Raw genomic sequence first — 22797 nt, 5'->3', positions numbered from 1 at the left:
CCGGGCAACGCACCCTGGGGCTCCCGCGGGGGGCCGGGGCGGCTCAGACGCGCATCTGCGCCGCGGTACGGGTGAGGTCCAGGGCCAGGATGGTGCCCAGGATGGCCAGGCGCACGATGCGCGGGGCGACCGGGTCGATCGCGACGACCACCTGGGTGACCCCCTCGGTCCACTCAGGGTGGCCCGGAGCCGTGGTGCGCACGGCGGCGGCCACGCCGGGGCCCGCAGTGAGGTGGTAGGAGCCCTCCAGGGCGTCGCCGTGCAGCACCAGGCGAGTGCCGTCGCGGACCTCGGTGACGACCTCCACCCCGGCCAGGGTACGGGAGCGCCGGACCACGGCCAGCGGGCGGCCCCCGGCGTCCATGAGCTCTACCACGCAGCGGTCCAGGCCCAGCACGTCCCGGGCAGTGAAGGCGAAGGTGCCGTCGGCCTCCCACATGGTGAGGTCGCGAGCGCAGGACAGCCTCTCGGTGCCGGGGGTGTCCTGGATGCGGACCCGGCCCATCACGCGCCCCTCGACGTCCTGCACAGGGACCTCGCCCGAGACGTCCAGGGCCAGACGGGGCAGCACCAGGGTCCGCTGGGTCTGCCCCTCGGCGGTGCCCTCCATCACCCAGGCATCCGAGGCCCGCGGCCGGGGGCGTCCGCCTGCGGGGTCGAAGACACGGGAGGCCATGCCCATCTTTATGCCCTTCCCCGCCCGATACCAGGGAATACCCCGCCCCTCCGCCTCGTTGGACCGCATAGTTCAGTTTTGGACAAGTTCCGCCCGGCCCCAAGGAGAGCGTGAGCACCATGCAGTTCGGCGTCTTCACCATCGGCGACATCACCACCGACCCCACCACCGGCACCACTCCCACCGAGCATCAGCGCATCAAGGACACCGTCAGGATCGCCCGTCACGCTGAACAGGCCGGCTTCGACGTCTTCGCCACGGGCCAGCACCACAATCCACCGTTCGTGGCGCCCGGCAACCCGCCGACCCTGCTGTCCTACCTGGCCGCGGCCACGCAGCGGATCATCCTGTCTACCGCCACGACCCTGATCACCACCATGGACCCGGTGCGCCTGGCAGAGGACTACTCCTACCTGCAGCACCTTGCGGACGGCCGGGTGGACCTCACCCTGGGCCGGGGCAACACCGGCCCCGTGTACCCGTGGTTCGGCAAGGACATCCGGCAGGGCATCGAGCTGGCCGTGGAGAACTACCACCTGCTGCACCGGCTCTGGCATGAGGAGTCCGTCACCTGGTCCGGCCGCCACCGCACGCCGCTGCAGGACTTCACCCTCACCCCGCAGCCTCTGGACGGCGTGGCCCCGTTCGTCTGGCACGGCTCCATCCGCTCCCCCGAGATCGCCGAGCAGGCCGCCTACTACGGCGACGGCTTCTTCCACAACAACATCTTCTGGAACAAGGAGCACGTGATCCGCATGGTCCGCCTGTACCGCCAGCGATACGAGCACTACGGCCACGGCGCCGCCCACCAGGCCTTCGTGGCCCTGGGCGGGCAGGCCTTCATGCACCGGGACTCCCAGGAGGCCGTGCGCCGCTTCCGCCCCTACTTCGACAACGCCCCGGTCTACGGCCACGGCCCGTCCCTGGAGGAGTTCAGCCGCCTGACCCCGCTCACCGTGGGCTCCCCGCAGCAGGTGATCGAGCGGACCCTCGAGTTCCGCGAATGGGTGGGCGACTACCAGCGCCAGATGTTCCTGATCGACCACGCCGGCCTGCCCACGGACGTGGTGCTGGAGCAGATCGACCTGTTCGGCGAACACGTGCTGCCGACACTGCGCCGGGAGTTCGCCGCCCGGAAGCCGTCGGATGTCCCCGAGGCACCCACCCACGCCTTCCTCGTGGAGCGGGCCCGCCGCGGGCAGGCTCCGGTGCCCGGCGGGACAGCGGACTCTCCTGCCGGTCACGAGCGCGCCGCGGCGGCGGAGGCATGAGCATGCACACCCCTTCCTTCCCGACGGCGTCCCACGCCTCCGACGCGCCCGTCCGGCTGACCGCCGTGTCCGGCGGCATGGGCGAGCCGTCCCTCACCACCCGCCTGTCCACGCGCCTTCACGACGCCGCCCGACGGGAGCTGGAGGCCCACGGCCTCGATGTGGAGACGGCCCAGGTGCCTCTGCGCCCGCTCGCCACGGCAGTGGCACAGGCCCATCTGGGCACGGTCCGTGAACCACACCTGGACAGGGCGCTGGACACGGTGCTCGCCGCCGACGCCCTCGTGGTGGTCGCCCCCACCTACAAGGCCTCCATGGCCGGGATGAGCCGGGCGTTCTGGGAGCTCGTGGAGGACGGGGCGCTCCGGGGCGTGCCCGTCCTGCTGGCCGCGACCGGCGGCACGGCCCGCCACAGCCTCGTGCTGGACACCTCCCTGCGGCCGCTGTTCGCCCAGCTGGGGGCCACGGCCCTGCCGCGCGGAGTGTTCGCCGCGACGGACGACTGGGGCGGTGGACCGGCCGCGGCGGACGGCGCCGGGGCCCTCGACGTGCGCATCGCAGGCGCCGGAGCAGACCTGGCCCATGCGGTGCTGCGGGAGCGGGCCGCACCCCGCCCGCCCGAGGCCTCCGTGAGGCTGCCGACTGCGGACATGCCCACGGCACAGGCACCCTCCCCCACCGAGACACCGTTCGCGGCCATACTGGGAAGGCCCTGACACCGGCAGGGCACGGAACCGTCAGAGCCGGGAGGAGGACCATGGATTCCGTCGATGCCCCGTGGCCGTCGGGCCGCCGCGACGTGTGGCGCTCCTACTTCGAGTCCAGTGCCATGCTGACGCAGCGCCTCGAGCAGTCGCTGCGCGCCGAGACGGGCCTGTCCCTGGCGGACTACAACGTCCTGCTCCTGCTCACCGAGGCCCCGGAGCGCCGGCTCCGGATGGGCGAACTCGCCCGGAAGCTCGTGTTCTCACCGTCCCGGCTGACCTATCTGATCGGGTCACTGGCCCGGCGCGGGCTGGTCGTCCGGCAGGACGCCGTGGACGACGGCCGCGGCAAGGAGGCGTCCCTCACCGATGCCGGCGCCCAGGCCTTCCGGCGTGCGGCCGTCCTGCACGCCCGCGACGTGGACGAGCTCTTCCTCGACGCTCTGTCCGAGCAGGACCTGGCCGTCCTGGCACGGGTGTTCGCCCGCCTCGGCCGCCACCTGTCCTGACCGTACGAGGTCCCGGCGCGCGGGCAGCCTGCGCGACGGCCATGCCCTGGCGGTGGACAGACACCCGTTCCGGCCCCGCACCCGGTGTGCTCAGCGGCGCACGGTGATCTGCACGGAGTCCGCCCGCTCGGCCAGCAGCGGCAGGTCGGCCAGCAGCATCCGCAGGGTGGTGGTCATCAGGCGCACGGAGGTCTCGTCCGCCCCCTTCTCCGGCATCGCGACGACCTGCAGCTCCGGGCCGGAGCCGCCGCCGTTCATGACCGTGCCGGAGGCGGACTCGGTGGCCACGCCGGTGCCCGGTGCCAGGCCCAGGTTCAGCAGACCGGGAACAAGGTCCGCGACGGAACCGATCTCCTGGGCGATCTCCTGATCCCAGTAGGACGGGGTCCAGTCCTTCTGCTGGGCCAGCGCCCACACGGCGGGGCGGCGCACCACATAGGTGTGCTCGGCACCGGCGTCCACCACCACAAGCTCACAGCCCTCGTCCACGGCGGACAGGCAGGCGCGCGGCATCCACACCGCCACCGGCCGGGCCTGCGGATTCCAGGCCGTCAGCGCCGGGACGGAGGTGAAGACGGGCAGCGCCTGCCGGCCGTCGGCGGCGCGCATGGTCACCAGGGCGACGTCGGCGGCCTTGTCCCCCTCGGACAGGTCGTGCTCGTGGCCGGAGTGGTCCGCATGGTCGTGCACGTCGGACTCGTCCACGGCCAGGGTCGGCACCACGGCGGCGAAGACGCGGATCCCGGAGAGGACCTTCGTCACGTGCGTCTCGTCCGCCTCGCTGGTCTCCAGCTGAGCCATGACCTCGGTCCACTCGGCCGGGCTGGTGCCGTCGTCCTCGTCGAAGACGTGCAACGGGTTCTTCGACCCCTCGAGGCCGGGCCCGGAGAGGTCCCGCCCCTGCCAGGGGACGCCGGCGGTGTCCGCGGTGTTCTCCCCCGCGGTCTTCTCCCGCATCCGGTCCAGAGCGGCGCGGATGTGGCCCGGCAGCTCGCGGCTGCCCGGCTGCGGGACGTCGACGGTGTGCTCGGTGTCCCCGCCGGTCACTCGTCGGCCTCGAACGGGTGCGCGGCACGGGCCTCGTCCACGGTGGTCCCGGCGGCCACGGCCAGCGCCTGCTCCAGGGAGAAGCGGCCGGCGTAGAGGGCCTTGCCCATGATGGCCCCCTCCACGCCCTGGTCCACCATGGCGGCCAGGGCGGCGACGTCCTCCAGCGAGGAGATCCCGCCGGAGGCCACCACCGGCTTGGTGGTCGCGGCACACATCTGGGCGAGCAGCTCCGTGTTCGGGCCCTTGAGGGTGCCGTCCTTGGTCACGTCGGTGACCACGTAGCGGGAGCACCCGGCCTGCTCGAGGCACTCGAGGACCTCCCAGAGGTCCCCGCCCTCCTTGGTCCAGCCGCGGGCGGCCAGCACCGTGCCGCGCACGTCCAGGCCGACGGCGATCTGCTCGCCGTACTGCTCGATGACGCGGGCGGTCCACTCCGGGTCCTCCAGCGCCGCGGTGCCGAGGTTCACGCGGGTGGCGCCCATGGCCAGGGCGTTCTCCAGGGAGGCGTCGTCCCGGATGCCGCCGGAGAGCTCGATCTTCACGCCCAGCTCCTCGACGACGCGCTTCATCACGTCCCGGTTGTCGCCGCGGCCGAAGGCGGCGTCCAGGTCCACCAGGTGGATCCACTCGGCGCCGGCGTTCTGCCAGTCCAGGGCGGCGGCCAGCGGGTCGCCGTAGCCGGTGGCGGAGCCGGCCTCGCCCTGGACGAGGCGGACCGCCTGGCCGTCCTGGACGTCCACGGCCGGGAGCAGCTCGAGGGCCTTGCGGGAGGAGGTCATGGGGGTGATCCCTTCTTCGGGGGTTCAGGGGGTGGGACGGACACCACAGGTGGGCGGCCGTCGTCGTGGTTCATCAGGCGGGCCCACAGCCCGCAGCCCCGTCAGGGGACGGTGAGGAACGCCGCGGCGATCGCCATCACGGCGAGCACCAGCGCGATCGCGGCGGCCCACCATGGGGCGCGCTGGGAACGCAGCGACCAGGCGGCGCCGAGCAGGATGCCGCCGAGGCCGAGGTAGAGGATGGACCAGTACGGCATCAGAGGGACCCCAGCCAGTTGGCCAGCAGCTGCAGGCCGGCGTCCCCGGACTTCTCCGGGTGGAACTGCGTGGCCGAGAGCGGCCCGTTCTCCACGGCCGCCACGAAGTCCGTGCCGTGGTGGGCCCATGTGACCTGCGGCGGCTTCATGGCGGAGATGGACTGGTCGAACTGCCACCTCAGCACGCCGTAGGAGTGGACGAAGTAGAACCGCTCGTCCTCGACGCCGCGGAAGAGCACGGTGTCCTCGGGCGGGCGGACGGTGTTCCAGCCCATGTGCGGCAGCACGTCCGCCTGCAACTCCTCGACGAGACCGGGCCACTCCCCCATGCCCTCGGTGCGCACGCCGTGCTCCACGCCCTCGTCGAAGAGGACCTGGTGGCCCACGCAGATGCCGAGCACGGGGCGGCCTCCGGCCACGCGGCGGCCGATCCAGCGGGTGCCTCCGGAGGCCGCGAGCGCCTCCATCACGGCGGAGAAGGCGCCGACGCCGGGGACGAGCAGGCCGTCCGCGTTGAGCACGGTGTCCGCGTCGTCGGTCAGCTCCACGGTCGCGCCGGCGCGTTCGACCGCACGGACGGCGGAGTGGACGTTGCCGGAGCCGTAGTCCAGGACGGCGACGGTCGGCCTCACGCCGGGGACGGAGGTCGGGCTCGCCATCAGAGGGCGCCCTTCGTGGACGGGATGTCGTTCACGCGCGGGTCGTCCTCCACGGCCGCGCGCAGGGCGCGGGCGAAGGCCTTGAACTGGGCCTCCACGATGTGGTGCGGGTCCCGGCCGCGCACCACGTCCATGTGCAGACAGATGGAGGCGTGGTACGTGATCGACTCGAACACGTGGCGGGTCATGGAGCCGGTGAAGTGGCCGCCGATCAGGTGGTACTGCTGCCCCTCCGGCTCGCCCTCGTGCACCAGGTACGGCCTGCCGGAGACGTCGACGACGGCGCGCGCCAGCGCCTCGTCCAGCGGCACCGACGCCTCGCCGAACCGACGGATGCCGCGCTTGTCCCCGAGGGCGGCCTTGAGGACCTCTCCGAGGGTGATGGCGACGTCCTCGACCGTGTGGTGCACGTCGATGTGGGTGTCGCCCGTGGCCCGGACGGTCAGGTCCATCTGCGAGTGCTTGCACAGCGCCGTGAGCATGTGGTCGTAGAACGGCACGGTGGTGGAGATCTCGGCGGTGCCGGTGCCGTCGAGGTCCATCTCGACGTACACGTCCGACTCGCTGGTGGTGCGCTGCATGCGGGCGCGGCGTCCGGAGACGAGCTCTGCTGCCACGGCGGTCCTCTCTGGGTGCGGTCGCCGGCGACGGGCCGGGCGATCGGGCGGTTCGGGGAATCGCCTCCCATCGTACGGAGGCGGGCGGTGCGGTGCCGCCTCGGTCTCAGCGGCCGAGCACCTCGGCCAGCGCGGTGAGGAACGCGGTGGTCTCCTCCTCGGTGCCGGCGGTGACGCGCAGATGGTGCGGGATGCCCACGTCCCGGACGAGCACGCCGCGCTCCAGCAGGCCCTGCCAGACGGCGTGCGCGTCCTCGAGGCCGCCGAAGAACACGAAGTTCGAGTCCGAGACGGCCGGGGTGAGGCCGTAGTCACGGAGGGTGTCCACGATCCGGTCGCGCTGCACCTTGATCTCCTCCACGGTCTCCAGGAGCGCGTCCACGTGCTGCAGGGCCGCGTTGGCGGTCGCCTGGTTCACGGCGGAGAGGTGGTAGGGCAGGCGCACAAGGCGAAGCGCGTCGCAGACAGCCGGGTCCGCGGCCATGTAGCCGAGGCGGACGCCGGCGAGGGCGAAGGCCTTGGACATGGTGCGGGTGACGACCAGGCGCGGTCGGCCCTCGAGCAGGGTGAGGGCCGGCTCGGTGCCGGCGAGGGCGAACTCGGCGTAGGCCTCGTCCACCACGACCATGGCGGCCGGGCCGCCCGCGGCCCCGACCTCCTCCGTGGCGTCGTAGACGGCGCGGATGGTGTCCAGGGACAGCGCGGTGCCGGTCGGGTTGTTCGGGGACGCCAGGAACACGAGGTTCGGGCGGTGGCCGCGGATGCAGGCCGCGGCGTGCTCGGCGGAGAGCGTGTAGTCCGCGGCGCGGCCGCCGTCGATGAACTCGGTGTCCGTGCCGGAGGCCAGCAGCGGATACATGGAGTAGGAGGGCAGGAAGCTCAGCACGGAGCGGCCCGGGCCGCCGAAGGCCTGCAGGATCTGCTGGAGGACCTCATTGGAGCCGTTGGCCGCCCAGAGGTGCTCCGGGGTGAGGCCGTGGCCGAGGTAGTCCGCCAGACGCTCGCGCAGCTCCACGAACTCACGGTCCGGGTAGCGGTTGAGACCGCCGGCGACCCGGGCGACCGACTGCACGATGGCGTCGGCCACGATCGGAGGCACCGGATGCGTGTTCTCGTTGGTGTTCAGCGCGACGGTGACGTCCAGCTGGGGCGCACCGTAAGGACTCTGCCCCTTCAGGGACTCGCGGAGCGGGAGGGCGTCCAGATCGGTCATGGCGATCAGTCTAGGAACCGCCGCCGCCGGCGGCCGCCGCGTGACGCCCGAGGGCGCGGGCAGCGACAGAGGGGGAAGCACGCCGGGCGGCGGCGGGGTCTGGAGCAGGCCTGTGATCAGCCGGGAGCCGCGGGATCGTTCCCGCGCAAGAGGAGGACATGAAGGGATCGGGGGGCACGACGTGCAGGGATCCAGCCGGGGCAGTCGGCCATGGCCGGCACGGGCGGGTCAGTCGGCCATGGCCGGCACGAACGGGTCAGTCGACCATGGCCGGCACGAAGAGGTCGTCGCCGGTCTCGAGGGTGCGGCCCTCGAGGCCGTTGAGCTCGGTGATGCGTTCCATGGTGGCGAAGCGGTCGGCCGCCGGATCCACACGGCCGGCGATGTCCCACAGGTTGTCACCGGGCATCACGGTGACCTTCTCCAGCTCCGCGCCGGCCTGATTGGAGGACACGGCCGCCGGGGACAGGGTGATGGACAGGGCCGTGGCTGCCAGAGCGGTGAGCACGGCCGCGAGCACCATCACGGGCAGGCCGCGCAGGACGAAGCGGCCGCGGCGGTTCAGCCGCCAGTCGGCAGCCTGGACGGTGCCGGTGCGGGTGACGGAGCGGGGGCGAGCGTTCATGGTGCTGCCTTGCCTTTCCACCTGCCGAGCAGGCTGTTCGAACATCCGTTCGATCTGTTCGAACACTTTTCTAGCACACGCCTTCGAGACACGCCATGCCGAGTTCGAACATATCTTTGAACCGGTCGGTCTCCTGGGCTACGGTCGAGCCACGGGTTCCACCCATGGACGACCCTCTCCAGGTGACGCCGGACAGCAGACCACGAGGGGCGGACACGATAGGGAACACCGCCGACGCCGCCGAGCAGGAACGGACCGCCATGGCCACTCCTCAGCCCCCTGAGCACCCCACCGGGACGCCGCAGACCCTCACGCCGCGCCAGCGCGCGATCGTGGAGACTATCCGCGCGTCCATCGCCGAGCACGGCTACCCGCCGTCCATGCGCGAGATCGGCGACGCCGCCGGCCTGGGCTCACTCTCCTCCGTGAAGCACCAGCTCACCCGCCTCGAACAGTTCGGCTACCTGCGCCGCCACCCGGGCCGCCCCCGTGCCCTCGAGGTGCTGCGGGACGAGGACGGGACACTCCTGGCCGCCTCCGGTGAGGCCGCCGGTGAGGCCGCAGCCGGCGCGACGTCCGCCGACGGCGACGCCGTGGTCTCGGCGCTGCCCACATGGCACACCGGCACGGAGGAGGGAGACTCCGTCCCCGTGCCGTGGGTCGGCCGCATCGCCGCCGGTGGGCCGATCCTCGCCGACCAGCAGGTCGAGGACGTCATGGCACTGCCTCGCCGCCTCACCGGCGAGGGCGAGCTGTTCATGCTCAAGGTCTCCGGCGACTCGATGGTGGACGCCGCCATCTGCGACGGCGACTGGGTGGTGGTCCGCCGCCAGAACACCGCCGTGAACGGGGACATCGTCGCCGCCCTGCTGGACGACGAGGCCACCGTGAAGACCTTCCGTCAGCGCGACGGCCACACCTGGCTGCTGCCGCAGAACACCGCCTACGAGCCGATCCTGGGAGACCACGCCACGATCATGGGCCGCGTCGTCACCGTGCTCCGCGCCCTCTGAGCCGCACCGCCCGGCGCCACGAAGCCTCTCACCCGGAATCCGGGTGAGGGGCTTCGTGCAGGTGAGGAGCCGTCGTCGGGAAGGCGGCGTCAGCCGTCCTGATCCACGGACGCGGCGAGGCGGCCGAGGACGCCTTCCACCACCGTCGGGTCCGTGGTGCGCCAGAAGTCCGGCAGGGCCGAGGCGAGGAAGCCGCCGTAGCGGGCGGTGGCCAGACGGGAGTCGAGCACGGCCACCACGCCCCTGTCCTGCACGGAGCGGATGAGACGGCCGGCGCCCTGGGCCAGGCGGATGGCGGCGTGGGTGGCGGAGACCGCCATGAACCCGTTGCCGCCGTGGCTGCTGATCGCACGGGTGCGGGCCAGGGAGAGCGGGTCGTCCGGACGTGGGAACGGGATGCGGTCGATCACCACCAGGCGCAGCGAAGGGCCCGGGACGTCCACGCCCTGCCAGAGGCTCATGGTGCCGAACAGGCAGGTGTCCGGCTCCTCGGCGAACTGCTTGACCAGCGCGGAGAGGGTGGCGTCGCCCTGGCAGAGGATCTCGATGTCCTTCCCGCACCGGCGGCGCATGGCCTCGGCGGCGTCCTCGGCGGCCCGGCGGGAGGAGAACAGGCCCAGCGCCCCGCCGCGGGAGGCGGTGATGAGCCGCTCGAGCTCGTCCAGGGACTCCTCGGAGGCGAAGCGGCCCGGCTTGGGAAGGTGGCGGGCCACGTAGAGCACCCCCTGCCGCGGATAGTCGAAGGGACTGCCGACGTCCGCGACCGTGAACCTCGGCGCGTCCGGTCCGGCCAGGCCCACGTCCCCGGCCACGGAGTCGAAGCGGCGCTCGCCCGTGCCCACGGTCAGGGTGGCGGAGGTGAGCACAGTAGTGGCGGCGCCGAACAGCCCCTCGCGCAGCTTGCCGGCCACCGAGAGCGGGGCCACGTAGAGCTGGGGCGGGTCCTCCTCGTTGCCGGGCTGCCAGCCGACTCCGGGCTCGAAGTGGCCGGGACGGGTGGCCCAGACGACCTCCGGGAAGTCGGCCTCGGGCCGTGCGGCGAGCATCCGCTCGGTCACCTCGAGCACGTCCAGAGCGCGGGCCCGGGCCATCTGACGGCCGCCGTCGGTCTCGGTCTCCTTGCCGGTGCCGAGGTCGGACAGGCACTGCCGGACGGCGGCGAGCACGGCGTTGAGCGCGGTCTCCTGCGCGTCGTCCAGGCCGGTGGCCAGCAGCCCGGAGGGGCAGGGGGTGAAGGCGGCGTCCAGGCTCGCTGCGGCCGCGACGAGGTCCTCCACGGCCACGGTGCCGTGGCGGCGCAACGACGTGGCCGCTCCCAGCACGATCGAGCCGGACAGCTGCCCGGTGACCGCGCCGGTGACCCGGTCCTGCAGCTCATGGGCCTCGTCCACGATCACCGCCGAGTACTCCGGCAGCACGGCCAGGCCCTCGAACGCGGAGATCGCGAGCATCGCGTGGTTGGTGACCACCACGTCCGCGTCGGCGGCGTTGGCGCGGGCGCGCTCGGAGAAGCATTCTTCGGCCACGGGGCATTTGGAGGCGCCGAGGCAGTCGGTCGCGGAGACCGAGACCTGCCGCCAGGCGCGGTCCGTGACGGGGACCTCGAGGTCGTCCCGGTCGCCGGTCTCCGTCTGCTCGGCCCACGTGCGCAGGTACACGACCTCGCGCCCGAGGGAGGTGGTGGGACCGGACTCGTCATCCGCCTCGGTGGAGAGCATGCCGCCGTCGTCCGCCACGGTGAAGAGGGTCTCGGCGTCCTCGTCCCCGGGGTAGCCGCCGTCCACCTTGTGTCGGCACAGGTAGTTGGAACGGCCCTTCACCAGGGCCACCACCGGCTCGCGCGGGAGCTCGTCCCTGAGGGCCTCGATCAGCCGGGGCGCGTCCCGGCGCATGATCTGCGCCTGGAGGGCGAGGGTCGCGGTGGCCACCACCACGGGGTCCTCCTGCTCCATGGCGTGCTGCAGCGCCGGGATGAGGTAGGCCAGCGACTTGCCGGTGCCGGTGCCGGCCTGCACCAGCAGGTGCCGCCGGGACTCCAGGGACCGAGCGACCTGCAGGACCATCTCCCGCTGGCCCTCGCGATGCTGGCCGCCGGTGGCCTCCACGGCGGCGTCCAGCAGCGCGAGGGCCTCGCGCTCGCGGTCCGTGCGCGGGGTGCTCTGCTGCGTCCCCATCAGTCCTGCCGGTCCACGCGGTAGGCCTCGATCTCCCCGGCCACATCCGGCCGGACGAGCACGTGCATGCGGGTGCCGCCCTCCTCATAGGTCTCGGAGAGGATCTCCGCGTCCGGGGAGTGCAGGCGGGAGACGAGCTCGCCGTGGGTGAAGGGGATGAGCACCTCCATGGGCACGTTCGGCCGCGGGATGGTGTCCGCGATCAGCTGCTCCAGCGCCTCGATGCCCTCGCCGGTGCGTGCGGAGACCACCGCGGTGTGCGGCTCCTTGGCGCGGATGCGGGCGATCACGGCCGGATCTGCCGCGTCCGCCTTGTTCAGGACGATGATCTCCGGGATCTTCTGCGCGTCCACCTCGGCGAGCACCCCGCGCACGGCGGCGATCTGCCCTTCCGGGTCCGGGTGGGCGGCGTCCACCACATGGAGGATCACGTCCGAGTCCGTGACCTCCTCCAGGGTGGAGCGGAAGGCCTCCACCAGCTGGGTGGGCAGGTTGCGCACGAAGCCCACGGTGTCCGAGAGGGTGTAGCCGATCCCGTCCGGGGTGACCGCCTTGCGGACGGTCGGGTCCAGGGTGGCGAACAGGGCGTTCTCCACGAGCACGCCCGCCTTGGTGAGGCGGTTGAGCAGGGAGGACTTGCCGGCGTTGGTGTAGCCGGCGATCGCCACCGAGGGCACCCTGTTGCGGCGGCGGTTGGCGCGCTTGGCCTCGCGGGCCGGCTTCATGCCCGCGATGTCCTTCTTCAGCTTGGCCATCCGGGTGCGGATGCGTCGGCGGTCCAGCTCGATCTTGGTCTCGCCGGGGCCGCGGGAGCCGATGCCCTCGCCGCCGGCGGCGCGGCCGCCGGCCTGGCGGGACATGGACTCTCCCCAGCCGCGCAGGCGCGGCATCAGGTACTCGAGCTGGGCCAGCTCCACCTGGGCGCGGCCCTCGCGCGACTTCGCGTGCTGGGCGAAGATGTCCAGGATCAGGGCGGTGCGGTCGATGACCTTCACGCGCACCAGGTCCTCGAGCGCACGGCGCTGGGACGGGGCGATCTCGGAGTCCACCACCACGGTGTCCGCGCCGGTCATGGCGACGATCTCCCGCAGCTCCTGGGCCTTGCCCTTGCCCAGGTAGGTGGCCGGGTCCGGGGTGTGGCGGCGCTGGATGACGCCGTCCAGGACCTCGGAGCCGGCGGTCTCGGCGAGCGCGGCGAGCTCGCGCAGCGAGTTCTCGGCGTCCTCGGCGGTGCCCTCGCTCCAGACGCCGGCGAGCACCACGCGTTCCAGGCGGAGCTGGCGGTACTCGACCTCGGACATGTCCTCGAGCTCGGTGGACAGCCCGGCGACGCGGCGCAGGGCGTTGCGCTCGGCGAGCTCGTCCTGGTCGCCGTCGTAGCCGGTGTGCCCATGGCCGCCGTCGTCGAGCGCGAGCGCCCGGCCGGACAGGGCGGAGCCACGCTCTGCCGGGCCGTCCTCGGCGGCGAGGTCGGCGGCCGCCGGCGAGCGGCCGTCGTCGTGGGTCTGGTCCTGAGCGCCGCCGTGGGTGGCGAGGATGCGGTCGATGACGGCCTGGATGTCGTCATCCCCCGGCTGCTGGGGGTCGACGTCCGGGGTGTGGCTGTTCTTCTGGGTCATGGTCTCCTCTGGGCCGGCCGGGGCGGCGGCTTCGGTGCCGCGCGGGCGCCGGCGGGCCCGGGTCTCAAGCGTAGTGGGTGGTCTCTGCGGTGGACCGCCGGAGCGACAGGCTGTGGAAGCGGCGCACCCTGTGCAGGAGGAGATTGACGACGACGGACGGTCGCCTACTCCTGCTCGGGCATGCGGGGGTTCCTGGTCGCCTCCGTGAGCCGCGGCACGCGGGGCGCGCGCACGGGCGGCACCGGGTGGGTGCGGACGGGGCGGAGCTGTCGGCGAGCGGTGCTCGAGCCGTGGGCTCAGACGTACATCAGGAACATGCAGGACAGCATACCGATCCGGCGCCTGGTGTGCACGGGGCGCCCGTTCGCCGGCCGCTCTGTCCGCGGACGGGTCCCGGTGGGGCGCCGAGGCCGCCAGGGCTGTGGACGGGGCGCCGGTACGATCGTGGCCGTGACCAGCAGCGCCCACTACTTCTCCGCAGACCCCGGCACCCCCGAACGCCGCCGCACGATCAGCGTCGAGCTGGCCGGGCGGCAGGTGCGCGTGCAGACCGCGAACGGGGTCTTCTCCCCCGAGGGGATCGACAAGGGCACCGGCGCCCTGCTGTCGGTGGTGCCGCAGCCGCCGGCGGAGGGATCGTTCCTGGACGTGGGCGCCGGCTGGGGTCCGATCGCCCTGAGCATGGCGCTGCAGTCCCCGGCCGCGACGGTGACGGCGGTGGAGGTCAACGAGCGCTCGTTGGCGCTGTGCCGGGACAACGCCGCCGCCGTGGGCGCGGGCAACGTGACGGCGGTGCGTCCGGAGGAGGTGGCCGAGGATGCCGGCTTCGACCTGATCTGGTCCAATCCGCCGATCCGCATCGGCAAGCCGGCTCTGCATGCGCTGCTGCAGCGGTGGCTGCCGGCGCTGAACCCGGGCGGGCAGGCGTGGCTGGTGGTGCAGAAGAACCTCGGGGCGGACTCGCTGCTGCCGTGGATCCGCACGATGCTCCAGCAGCGGGCGCCCAGCGAGTTCACCGCCGAGCGCGCGGACAGCGTGAAGGGCTTCCGGATCCTGAAGGTGAGCAGGAAGAGCTGATCGCCGCCCCGAGCGTTTTCGTTCGGGAAACGGTCGAGTTCCAGAGCGCTTTCGTTCGGGAGAGCGTCGAGTCTCGGAACACCTGCATTCGACGAAGAGACCGAGCACCGACGGGGCGGGAGGCGCCGAGGGCTCAAGCGACCTGCAGGGGCTGGATCTCCTCGAGTTGCCCGTCGAGCACCCGATGCTGCATGCGCAGCTCGTAGTCGACCTGAAGGTTCATCCAGAACTGTTCCGATGTGCCGAAGTAGCGCGCCAACCGAATGGCGGTGTCGGCGGTGATGCCGCGCTTGCCGAGGACGATCTCGTTGATGCGGCGCGGCGGGACGCCCAGGGCGACCGCCACGCGGTTCTGAGACAGGTCGAAGCCCTGGATGAAGTCCGCCAAGAGGATCTCGCCCGGATGGACGGGCTCGATCAGGTCCAGGTCAGTGGCAGTCGACGAGTTCGACATCCTCCGCTCCTCCTTCAGTCCAGACGAAGCAGAGCAGTCCAGACGAAGCAGAGCCGCCACTGCGTATTGACACGGATGCTGTACTGACCACGTCGGTCACCGACGAGCTGTTCCAGGCGGTTCCCCGGTGGAATCCGGAGATCGTCCACCACATGGGCGGCGTTGATCATCTCCAACTTCCTCAGGGTCGCGCGCTGCACCGTTCGATCGATGCGCTTCACGTAGGCCCCGTGCCAGATGCGCTCGGTGTCCTTGCTTCCGAACGATCTGATCATGCACTCGGAGTATAACGCTCTGCGTCATGGATGGGTCGGGTGTGGAAAACCTTCGCCGTCTGCGCGACGGCCCCGCTGCCCCACAGCCGGGCGGTCGCAGGAGCGTCGGGTTGGCTGCACGACGAACCCGACGTTCTTCCGAACGAAAGTACCCCGGAACGCGACGTTCTCCCGAACGAAAGCGCTCCGGGACTCGACGGTTTCCCGAACGAAAGTGCCAGGGGTTCAGCCGAGGGTGCCGCGGAAGACCAGTTCGGCCGGGCCGGCGAGGACCACGTGCTCGGTGCCGTCGGCGTGGGCGAGGAAGTCGACGGCCAGCAGGCCGCCAGGGACCTCCACGAGCCAGGAGTCGCAGCCTTCGGTGCCGGCCCAGGCGCGCATCGCGGTGGCGGCGGCGCAGGCGCCCGTGCCGCAGGACCGGGTCTCCCCCACTCCGCGCTCGTGCACACGCATCTTCACCCGGCCGACGCCGTCGCGGATCATCGGCTCGAAGGCGGCCACGAACTCCACATTGGTGCCTCCCTCCGGGGCCGGCTCCACGTGCGGGGCGCGGGTCAGGTCCAGCTCGGCCAGGTCCTCGAAGGACTGCACGGGCACCACGGTGTGCGGATTGCCCATGGAGATGCTCAGCGCCGGACGGGGATCCTGCAGGCCCGCGGCCTCCACCACGGAGTCCGACGCCGCTTCCTGCGCCAGCTCCGGGTCGATGTAGCTCCACGGACCCATGTCGATGGCGTAGCCGTGGTCCAGGCGGGTCACGTGCTTGACGCCGGCGCGGGTGCCGATCGCCAGGGTCTGCCCCGGCTCGAGGGGCACGAGCTGCTCGGACACCAGGAAGTGCACGAACACGCGCACCCCGTTGCCGCACATCTCGGACACGGAGCCGTCCGCGTTGCGGTAGTCCATGAACCACTCGGCGTCCGGATGCTCGGCCAGCAGAGCCTGCCCCTCGGCGAGGTGCTTCGAGGGCACCGCACGGATGACGCCGTCGCCGCCGATGCCGTGGTGGCGGTCGGCCAGCGCGGCCACCTTCTCGGCCTCAAGGGCCACGGTGCCGTCCGGGTCGGCGATCAGGACGAAGTCGTTCCCGGTGCCGTGCCCCTTGGCGAAGGTCAGTCCGGACAGGGCGTCGAGGGCGGCACGGTGCTTGCTCATGCCGCCCAGTCTAGGGGCCGCAGCCGACCCGGGACGGCCGCCGGCTCGGGATGTCCCCGTCGGCCGTCGGCTCGGGATGTCCCCGCACGCCGCCGGCCCTGGTCCCGGCCCTCACTCCTGAAGCAGCGAGACCGTCCCGGCGGAGCCGTCCACGCGCACCCTCTGCCCGTTCTCCAGCCGCTGCATCACGCCGCGGATCGCCATGACGGACGGCAGCCCGAGCTCGCGCGCGGTCACCGCACCGTGGGAGAGCGCGCCGCCGGACTCCGTGATGACGCCGGAGGCCTGGTAGAACAGCGCGGTCCAGGCCGGGTTGGTCGTGCGGGCCACGAGGATCGCCCCGGACGGGAAGGACGCGAAGTCCTCCGGCCCGTGCACCAGGAACACCTCCCCCTCCACCGAGCCCGGGCTGCCCGCGGCACCCACCAGCGCGTCGCCGTCGACCTGCTCGGCCTCCGACTCGCCCCACACCCAGTCCGGGGTGCCCGCGCACGCGGCCTCGTAGGCCGCCTTGTGTTCGGCGGCCACCGCCGTCAGCGGCGCCAGATCCTGCTTCCCGACGGCGGCGCCCTCGCCGTCCGAGGGCGTGTGGCCGTCGTCGTGCCCCTCGCCGGTGACGCCGAAGGCGGCGTCCAGGTCCGCGACCGGCAGGAAGAACGCGTCCATGGGGTCGCTGAGCACGCCCTCGTCCAACAGGCCGGCGCCGAGGGAGCGGACGGCGCGGCGCAGGATCGGACTCATGCGGGTGGTCTGATAGTGCTCGAGGTCGTCCAGGGCGGTGTACTCGCGGGCCAGGCGGATGACCTCCTGCACCAGGTAGCGCAGCGGGTCCGGGACCTCGGCCAGCACGGCCAGCTCGGTCTCCATGGCGGTGACCTTCGCCCGCCGGTCCGCGGCGGCGTGGTCCTCGTCCTCGCTGTCGGCCATGAGGCGGATCTGGTCCAGGACGATGTGCGGGGCCTCCACCCAGGTGGGATGGTAGGCGTCGAAGTCGAGCTCACGGTGGCCGTGCCGCTGCAGGAACCGCGTGAAGGCGGCGGCGAACTCCGGCCACGCCTCGAGGCGGTCCACCACGGCGGCCGCACCGTCCGCGGCGAGCGCGTCCAGCAGCTCCGGGGTGGCGCGCAGGGTGCGGGAGAGCTCCCACAGCTCGGCGTTGACCTGACTGGTCTTGGTGTCCGTGGCGGAGAGGAGCTGCTCGAACACCTGCTGCGCCTGCTCCGTGCTCAGCGCCATGGACAGCATGCGCTGCAGGGCGCCGTAGAGGGTGCGCTGGGTCAGGGAGATGGCGATGTTCGGCAGGAAGTAGGCGTTGCCGGCGGCGGCGATGGCCTTGACGTGCTCCCAGCGGGCCGGCAGGTCCAGTGCGTCCGGGTCCACGGCGTCGAGCCGGCCGAGGGCGAGCAGGTAGGTGTCCAGGTCCCGGGCCCACTGCAGGGGCAGCTGCTGCACCCAGGAGTAGTCGCGGATGATCTCCGGGATGGCGGCCTCGAGGGACTCGGCGTCCGTGAGCATGCGCAGCGGCAGCCGGTCCGCGTAGAGCTCCACGGCGGTCTGGTTGCCGTAGATCCAGGAGTCCTTCATCACGAACCACTTGTCGTCGAACGGCGGCAGGCCCATGAGGTCGAAGGAGTGGTTCAGGGAGCGGTGGAAGCCGTCCTCCACCAGGTCCCAGGTCAGCGGGGCGATCGGCGTGGGGAACCGCTCCGCGGACTCGTCCCGGGTGAGCCGGGCGGCCACGCGGGTGACGGGGCGGGACTGCAGCAGGAACAGCCGCCCCTGCGAGTACGCCCATTCGATGTCCTGCGGGAACCCGGCGTGCACCTCGGCGGCCACGGCCAGGTCCGCGACCTCGGCACGCTGGTCCTCGGTGAGGGCCGGGCGGGCCCCGTGCTCGGCGGAGAGGTCCACCTCCTTCGTGCCGCCGTCGGGAAGGGAGACGAGGGCGTGGGGCTTCTCCGCGATCGTCTCGGCCACCTGCTCGTGCCCTTGGCGGGCGACGATGTACTCGTCCACCGGCTCCTCTCCCCCGACGACCGTCTCGCCCAGGCCGAAGGCCGCGTTGATCAGCACGTGCCCCATCTGCCCGCGCACCGGATCCACGGAGAAGGCGACGCCGGCCGCCTCCTCGGCGCCCACCTCCACCATCTGCTGCACGACGACGGCCATGGCCGCCTCGAGATGGTCCACCCCGAGCCGCTGCCGGTACCGCATGGCATGGGCGTTCCAGAGCGAGGCGTGGCAGGCCAGCACCTTCGCCAGCACGTCCTCCACGCCGCGCACGCCCAGGTGGGTGTCGTGCTGCCCGGCGAAGGCGGCGCCGGGCAGGTCCTCCATGGTGCCGGAGGACCGCACCGCCACCGCGTGGTCTGCCAGCCCCGACTGCTCCATCAGCGCGGCGAGCTGGCTGCGCCAGGCCTCCGGGACCTCGGCGTCCAGGATCAGCTCCTGGGCTTCGGCGGCGGCGGTGTCCACGTCGGTCTCGCCGGCGTCCAGGCGGGCCAGGACCGCCCGCAGGTCCGGTGCGATGTCCTTCACCAGGTCCCGGTAGGCCTCGGCGGTGACGATCAGCCCCGGCGGCACCGGCAGCGCACGGGCCGTCCGGGCCAGGGACGCGCCCTTGCCTCCGGACACGGCCAGCTCGGCGGCGTCCTCGTGGTGGAAGTCGATGATCAGGGCCATGGCGTCTCTCCTGGTGGCGGGTCGGGCGTCTGGTTGAGGAACAGGCGGGGCGGACGGCGGACGGTTCGGGGCTACAGCCGCCAGCGGTTCACACCGAGCAGTGCCCACCCGGCGGCGCTCGAGGCCAGCGCGGCGGCACCTGCAGCGGGCTTGGCCACGGTGAGCCCGGCGAGCACGGGGGCCCACAGCAGGGCGGCGGCCGTGCCGCCGAGCACACGGAAGAAGCTGACGGTGTTCACGGCGTCCGCCTTCTTCCCCACCGCCCAGGCGGTGAGCAGGACCGGGGCGATCGGAGCCTGCAGGGTCAGGCCGAGCACCCGCGGCCAGCGCGGCGCCTGGGCTCCGGGCAGCGGCGGGCGGCCGGCGCGAGCCTGACGCTGATGGTGCAGGAAGGACTCGGTGAAGCCCTCTGCGGCGCGGGCGTCGGCGCCGGCGGCCGTGAGGACAGCGTGGAAGGACTGATCGTCCGGGCAGTCCACGGACACCTCGTCCAAGGCTGTGGACAGCACCTGGTGGATGCGGTCGACCTCGGCGGGGTCAGGCGCTCCGCCGGCGCCGGGCACCGGGGCGCGCGACGGCTCAGGCGAGGCGGCATCGGACGCCGAGGTGCCGTCGTCAGGAAGCGGGACAGGGCCCCCGAGGAGGACCTCCACGCGGGAGCGGTAGCGGTCCGGGGCGGAGTAGAACAGGCCCACCGGGACGACCTCCACGTCCACGCCCTGGGCTCGGCAGGCGGCGAGGATCCGGGCGGCGCCCTTCCGGTACGGCTGCGGGGCGTGCGACCACTCGGAGGTGCCCTCGGGCAGGACCACGAGGTCTCCCCCGGCGGCCAGGTGGCGCACCCCGGCGGTCACCGGGTCCGCGACCTCGGCCGGGTCCATGCCGTAGCGCTCCACGTCCTTCGGCCGCACCACGGGGATGCCGGTGAACAGCAGGCGCAGCAGCGGATGGCGCAGCAGCTGGGCCGAGACGAGGAACTGCGCGCCGGGGGCGGCGGAGGCCAGGGCGCAGCCGTCGATGGCGCCGTTGCGGTGGCTGGCGAGGTAGAGGCGGGGACGGTGGCCGTCGTCGGTGGGCCGGGTGCTGCGCGAGCGGCGCGGGCCGCGCGGGCTGCGGCGCAGGGCACGGGCAGGGCGGACCTCTCCCAGGATCCGGGGCCGGCCGAAGGCGACCGTGCCGAGCGTCGTCACCAGGCCGCGGTGCCATGCGCTGGAGGCGCTGCCGGGCTTCGGTGTGCTGAAGGCCATGACGCTTCCGCTCCTTCCCTCTGCTTTCCAGCACCGTAGCGGCGCCTGTGTGAGCGGCGCCACCGCAGGGAGCGCTCCGGGGATGCGCTCAGAGCGAAGGGCGGCTGTGCAGGAGAGGACGCCCGGGGCACGAGCTCAGTCCCGCGACGAGTCAGAGCACCGCCAGCGCCTGCTCCACCACGTCCTCGGCCAGCGCCTCCACCCAGTGCACGCGCGGGTCGGCGCGGAACCAGGTCTCCTGGCGGCGGGCGAAGCGGCGGGTGGCCACGATGGTCTGCTCGATCGCCTCGGCCTCGGTGATCTCCCCGTCCTGCACGGCCAGGAACGGGGCGTAGCCGATGGCCCGCGAGGCCGTCCTGCCCTCCCGCAGCCCGGCGGACTCCAGGCGGCGGACCTCCTCGGCGAGCCCGGCGTCCACCATGGCGTGGACGCGGGCGGCGATGCGCTCGTGCAGCACGGCCCGGTCGATCTGCAGGCCGATCTGCACCGCCGGCGCGACGTCCGGGTGGGTCTGCCGCTGCGGCAGGAACGCACTGAAGGGGCGGCCGGTGATGCGGTGGACCTCCAGGGCGCGCACCAGGCGCCGCTCGTCCTTCACGTTCTGCGCGGAGGCCGCATCCACCGCGGCGAGCTCGGCCCGCAGGGCTGCCGCTCCCCGCGCGGCCAGCTCGGCCTCCACCTCGGCACGCACCGCGGGATCGGTGGGCGGGAACTCCAGCACGTCCAGGGCGGCGCGGACGTAGAGGCCCGAGCCGCCCACGAGGATCGGGGTCCTGTCCCGCCGGCGGATCTGCGCGAACAGCTCCCGTGCCTGCGCCTGGAACGCGGCCACGGAGGCCTCCTCGGTGACGTCCAGGACGTCCAGCAGGTGGTGCGGTACCCCCTGCTGCTCGGCCGGCATGGTCTTGGCGGTGCCGATGTCCATGCCCCGGTAGAACTGCAGGGCGTCCGCGTTGACGACCTCCCCGTCCAGGCGCTGTGCCAGCGTCACGGCCAGTGCCGACTTGCCGGTGGCCGTGGCCCCGACGACGGCGATCACCGGGCGCTGCCGGCTCGCCTGGGTGCCGGAGGACATCAGGAGCGCGGGCGCAGCGACGGCATGCCGAGGCTGGTGGCGCCGCCGGCGCCCGGGGTGGGCACGCCGCAGGACTCGGCCTGTGCGCGGTCCCAGGCGTCGCCGGCCCGGCTGCGGCGGACCTGGTAGTCCTCGGCGGTCGGGTCCGCGATGGCGAAGAACGCGGCGGCGTCCGTGACGGTGACGGTCACGAAGTCGCCCGGGCGCGGGGTCTCACAGCCGGCGGGCACCGAGAAGTGCACCAGCCGGTGGTCCGGGGCACGGCCGGCCAGGCGGCCGGTCTCCCCGGCCTTGGATCCGGACTGCTCGGTGACCATCAGCTCCTGGCGGGTGCCCACGAGGGTCTTCATCTCCTCGGCGGAGATGCGGTCCTGCAGCGCCACGAGGCGCTCGAAGCGCTCCTGCACCTTCTGCTTGGGCACCTGGTCCTCCATCTCTCCGGCGGAGGTGCCGGGGCGGATGGAGTACTGGAAGGTGAACGCCGAGGAGAAGCGGGAGGCCTCCACCACGCGCAGGGTGTCCTCGAAGTCCTCGTCGGTCTCGCCGGGGAAGCCCACGATGATGTCCGTGGTGATGGCCGCGTGCGGCATGCGCTCGCGGACCTTCTCCAGGATCCCCAGGAACTTCTTGGAGCGGTAGGACCGGCGCATGTCCTTGAGGACCTTGTCCGAGCCGGACTGCAGCGGCATGTGCAGCTGCGGCATCACGTTGGGGGTCTCGGCCATGGCGTCGATGACGTCGTCCGTGAAGGACGCCGGATGCGGGGAGGTGAAGCGCACCCGCTCCAGCCCCTCGATCTCGCCGCAGGCGCGCAGCAGCTTGGCGAAGGCTCCGCGGTCTCCGAACTCCACGCCGTAGGTGTTCACGTTCTGCCCGAGCAGGGTCACCTCCACGATGCCCTCGGCCACCAGCGCCTTGATCTCCTGCAGGATCTCGCCCGGGCGGCGGTCCTTCTCCTTGCCGCGCAGGGACGGGACGATACAGAAGGTGCACGTGTTGTTGCAGCCCACGGAGATGGACACCCACGCCGAATGGGTGGACTCGCGCTTGGTGGGCAGCGTGGAGGGGAAGACCTCGAGGGACTCGAGCAGCTCGACCTCGGCACGGTGGTTGTGGCGGGCGCGCTCGAGCAGGGTCGGCAGCGAGCCGATGTTGTGGGTGCCGAACACCACGTCCACCCACGGCGCCTTCTTCACGATCACGTCCTGGTCCTTCTGGGCCAGGCAGCCGCCGACGGCGATCTGCATGCCCTCGTGGGCCTGCTTCACGTTCCGCAGGTTGCCGAGGTTGCCGTAGAGACGGTTGTCCGCGTTCTCACGCACGGCGCAGGTGTTGAAGACGACCAGGTCGGCCTGGTCGCCCTCGGCGACGGGCCTGTAGCCGGTGGACTCGAGCAGGCCGGAGATGCGCTCGGAGTCGTGGACGTTCATCTGGCAGCCGAAGGTGCGCACCTCGTAGGTGCGGCCGGTGTTGTCCGGCACGATGGGTGCGGTCTCGGCGGGGGTCTGCGGGGCGTCAGCGGTGGTGGTCATCGCAGGCCATTCTAGTTGTTGTGGGTCATGAGATTCTTGCCACGGGGTACGGGCTGAGATGAGACGAGCGGGCCTCTCCGGGCGTGTCAGATGGTCTGTGTAAGCCGTACCGAGAGGAACGGTAAGAATCATGA

At 72.3% G+C, this 22797-nt stretch carries 22 protein-coding genes; 5 read left to right on the top strand and 17 right to left on the bottom strand.

The window, feature by feature from the left end:
• Positions 1-43: 43 nt before the first annotated feature.
• The gene (locus FM125_RS05225; RefSeq protein ID WP_087133862.1) at positions 44-676 is read right to left on the bottom strand and encodes a hypothetical protein; all 633 of its coding nucleotides are present in this window, start codon (positions 674-676) and stop codon (positions 44-46) included.
• A 119-nt stretch (positions 677-795) separates the two neighbouring features.
• Here FM125_RS05225 and FM125_RS05220 point away from each other — a divergent pair, with 119 nt between their 5' ends.
• The 3 genes from FM125_RS05220 to FM125_RS05210 are packed head-to-tail and all read left to right on the top strand — an operon-like array spanning position 796 to position 3160.
• The gene (locus FM125_RS05220; protein ID WP_087133872.1) at positions 796-1947 is read left to right on the top strand and encodes an LLM class flavin-dependent oxidoreductase; all 1152 of its coding nucleotides are present in this window, start codon (positions 796-798) and stop codon (positions 1945-1947) included.
• Positions 1944-2663, top strand: a complete 720-nt coding sequence (locus tag FM125_RS05215) for a CE1759 family FMN reductase (protein WP_087133861.1) — start codon at positions 1944-1946, stop codon at positions 2661-2663. The genes FM125_RS05220 and FM125_RS05215 overlap by 4 nt, the downstream gene beginning before the upstream one ends.
• A 41-nt stretch (positions 2664-2704) precedes the next feature.
• A complete protein-coding gene (locus tag FM125_RS05210) occupies positions 2705-3160 on the top strand; it encodes a MarR family winged helix-turn-helix transcriptional regulator (RefSeq protein WP_087133860.1) in 456 nt (151 codons plus the stop codon).
• Positions 3161-3250: 90 nt separating this feature from the next.
• On the opposite strand, the gene FM125_RS05205 is transcribed toward FM125_RS05210, so the two are convergent.
• The 7 genes from FM125_RS05205 to FM125_RS05180 form a co-directional block, all read right to left on the bottom strand.
• Positions 3251-4207: an SseB family protein gene (locus FM125_RS05205; protein ID WP_087133859.1), complete on the bottom strand. Its 957-nt coding sequence runs from the start codon at positions 4205-4207 to the stop codon at positions 3251-3253.
• Positions 4204-4989 carry a bifunctional 1-(5-phosphoribosyl)-5-((5-phosphoribosylamino)methylideneamino)imidazole-4-carboxamide isomerase/phosphoribosylanthranilate isomerase PriA gene (priA, locus tag FM125_RS05200; RefSeq protein ID WP_087133858.1) on the bottom strand — a complete coding sequence of 262 codons (786 nt, stop codon included), beginning with the start codon at positions 4987-4989 and terminating at the stop codon, positions 4204-4206. Before priA ends, FM125_RS05205 begins: the two co-directional genes overlap by 4 nt.
• A gap of 101 nt (positions 4990-5090) precedes the next feature.
• Entirely contained in the window at positions 5091-5246 is a 156-nt protein-coding gene (locus FM125_RS11950) for a hypothetical protein (protein ID WP_180525362.1), read from the bottom strand.
• On the bottom strand, positions 5246-5905 hold the full coding sequence (gene hisH, locus FM125_RS05195) for an imidazole glycerol phosphate synthase subunit HisH (RefSeq protein WP_067189907.1): 660 nt from the start codon (positions 5903-5905) through the stop codon (positions 5246-5248). The genes FM125_RS11950 and hisH overlap by 1 nt, the downstream gene beginning before the upstream one ends.
• Positions 5905-6486: an imidazoleglycerol-phosphate dehydratase HisB gene (hisB, locus tag FM125_RS05190; protein WP_174520637.1), complete on the bottom strand. Its 582-nt coding sequence runs from the start codon at positions 6484-6486 to the stop codon at positions 5905-5907. The genes hisH and hisB overlap by 1 nt, the downstream gene beginning before the upstream one ends.
• A 142-nt stretch (positions 6487-6628) precedes the next feature.
• On the bottom strand, positions 6629-7735 hold the full coding sequence (locus tag FM125_RS05185; protein ID WP_087133857.1) for a histidinol-phosphate transaminase: 1107 nt from the start codon (positions 7733-7735) through the stop codon (positions 6629-6631).
• Between the two features lie 256 nt (positions 7736-7991).
• Positions 7992-8360 (bottom strand): LysM peptidoglycan-binding domain-containing protein, encoded by a 369-nt coding sequence (locus FM125_RS05180; protein ID WP_087133856.1) that lies wholly within the window; start codon positions 8358-8360, stop codon positions 7992-7994.
• Between the two features lie 260 nt (positions 8361-8620).
• Between FM125_RS05180 and lexA the strand changes: the two genes are divergently transcribed.
• Positions 8621-9373 carry a transcriptional repressor LexA gene (lexA, locus tag FM125_RS05170; RefSeq protein WP_070639357.1) on the top strand — a complete coding sequence of 251 codons (753 nt, stop codon included), beginning with the start codon at positions 8621-8623 and terminating at the stop codon, positions 9371-9373.
• Positions 9374-9462: 89 nt separating this feature from the next.
• Here lexA and FM125_RS05165 read toward each other — a convergent pair whose 3' ends face one another.
• Positions 9463-11547: an ATP-dependent DNA helicase gene (locus FM125_RS05165; protein ID WP_067189896.1), complete on the bottom strand. Its 2085-nt coding sequence runs from the start codon at positions 11545-11547 to the stop codon at positions 9463-9465.
• Positions 11547-13166 carry a GTPase HflX gene (hflX, locus tag FM125_RS05160; RefSeq protein WP_087133854.1) on the bottom strand — a complete coding sequence of 540 codons (1620 nt, stop codon included), beginning with the start codon at positions 13164-13166 and terminating at the stop codon, positions 11547-11549. Before hflX ends, FM125_RS05165 begins: the two co-directional genes overlap by 1 nt.
• A 441-nt stretch (positions 13167-13607) precedes the next feature.
• Here hflX and FM125_RS05155 point away from each other — a divergent pair, with 441 nt between their 5' ends.
• Positions 13608-14243, top strand: coding sequence for a class I SAM-dependent methyltransferase (locus FM125_RS05155; protein ID WP_067189944.1), 636 nt, complete (start codon positions 13608-13610; stop codon positions 14241-14243).
• 133 nt (positions 14244-14376) lie between these two features.
• Here the strand turns inward: FM125_RS05155 and FM125_RS05150 are convergent, their stop codons facing one another.
• The 7 genes from FM125_RS05150 to miaB all read right to left on the bottom strand — a co-directional run bounded on the left by FM125_RS05150 (position 14377) and on the right by miaB (position 22663).
• On the bottom strand, positions 14377-14697 hold the full coding sequence (locus FM125_RS05150) for a HigA family addiction module antitoxin (RefSeq protein ID WP_067189892.1): 321 nt from the start codon (positions 14695-14697) through the stop codon (positions 14377-14379).
• Positions 14698-14711: 14 nt separating this feature from the next.
• Positions 14712-14972, bottom strand: coding sequence for a type II toxin-antitoxin system RelE/ParE family toxin (locus FM125_RS05145; protein WP_067189890.1), 261 nt, complete (start codon positions 14970-14972; stop codon positions 14712-14714).
• A 225-nt stretch (positions 14973-15197) separates the two neighbouring features.
• The gene (gene dapF, locus FM125_RS05140) at positions 15198-16127 is read right to left on the bottom strand and encodes a diaminopimelate epimerase (RefSeq protein ID WP_067189888.1); all 930 of its coding nucleotides are present in this window, start codon (positions 16125-16127) and stop codon (positions 15198-15200) included.
• A gap of 111 nt (positions 16128-16238) precedes the next feature.
• Positions 16239-18809, bottom strand: coding sequence for a PEP/pyruvate-binding domain-containing protein (locus FM125_RS05135; RefSeq protein WP_087133853.1), 2571 nt, complete (start codon positions 18807-18809; stop codon positions 16239-16241).
• 71 nt (positions 18810-18880) lie between these two features.
• A complete protein-coding gene (locus FM125_RS05130) occupies positions 18881-20056 on the bottom strand; it encodes a lysophospholipid acyltransferase family protein (protein ID WP_087133852.1) in 1176 nt (391 codons plus the stop codon).
• A 151-nt stretch (positions 20057-20207) separates the two neighbouring features.
• Entirely contained in the window at positions 20208-21131 is a 924-nt protein-coding gene (gene miaA, locus FM125_RS05125) for a tRNA (adenosine(37)-N6)-dimethylallyltransferase MiaA (protein ID WP_087133851.1), read from the bottom strand.
• Positions 21131-22663, bottom strand: coding sequence for a tRNA (N6-isopentenyl adenosine(37)-C2)-methylthiotransferase MiaB (gene miaB, locus FM125_RS05120; protein ID WP_087133850.1), 1533 nt, complete (start codon positions 22661-22663; stop codon positions 21131-21133). The genes miaA and miaB overlap by 1 nt, the downstream gene beginning before the upstream one ends.
• Positions 22664-22797 lie beyond the last annotated feature (134 nt).

It is taken from the genome of Micrococcus lylae (assembly GCF_900163825.1).
GTDB classification, from domain to species: Bacteria; Actinomycetota; Actinomycetes; order Actinomycetales; family Micrococcaceae; genus Micrococcus; species Micrococcus lylae.
This window is presented reverse-complemented; position numbering and strand designations above follow the sequence as displayed.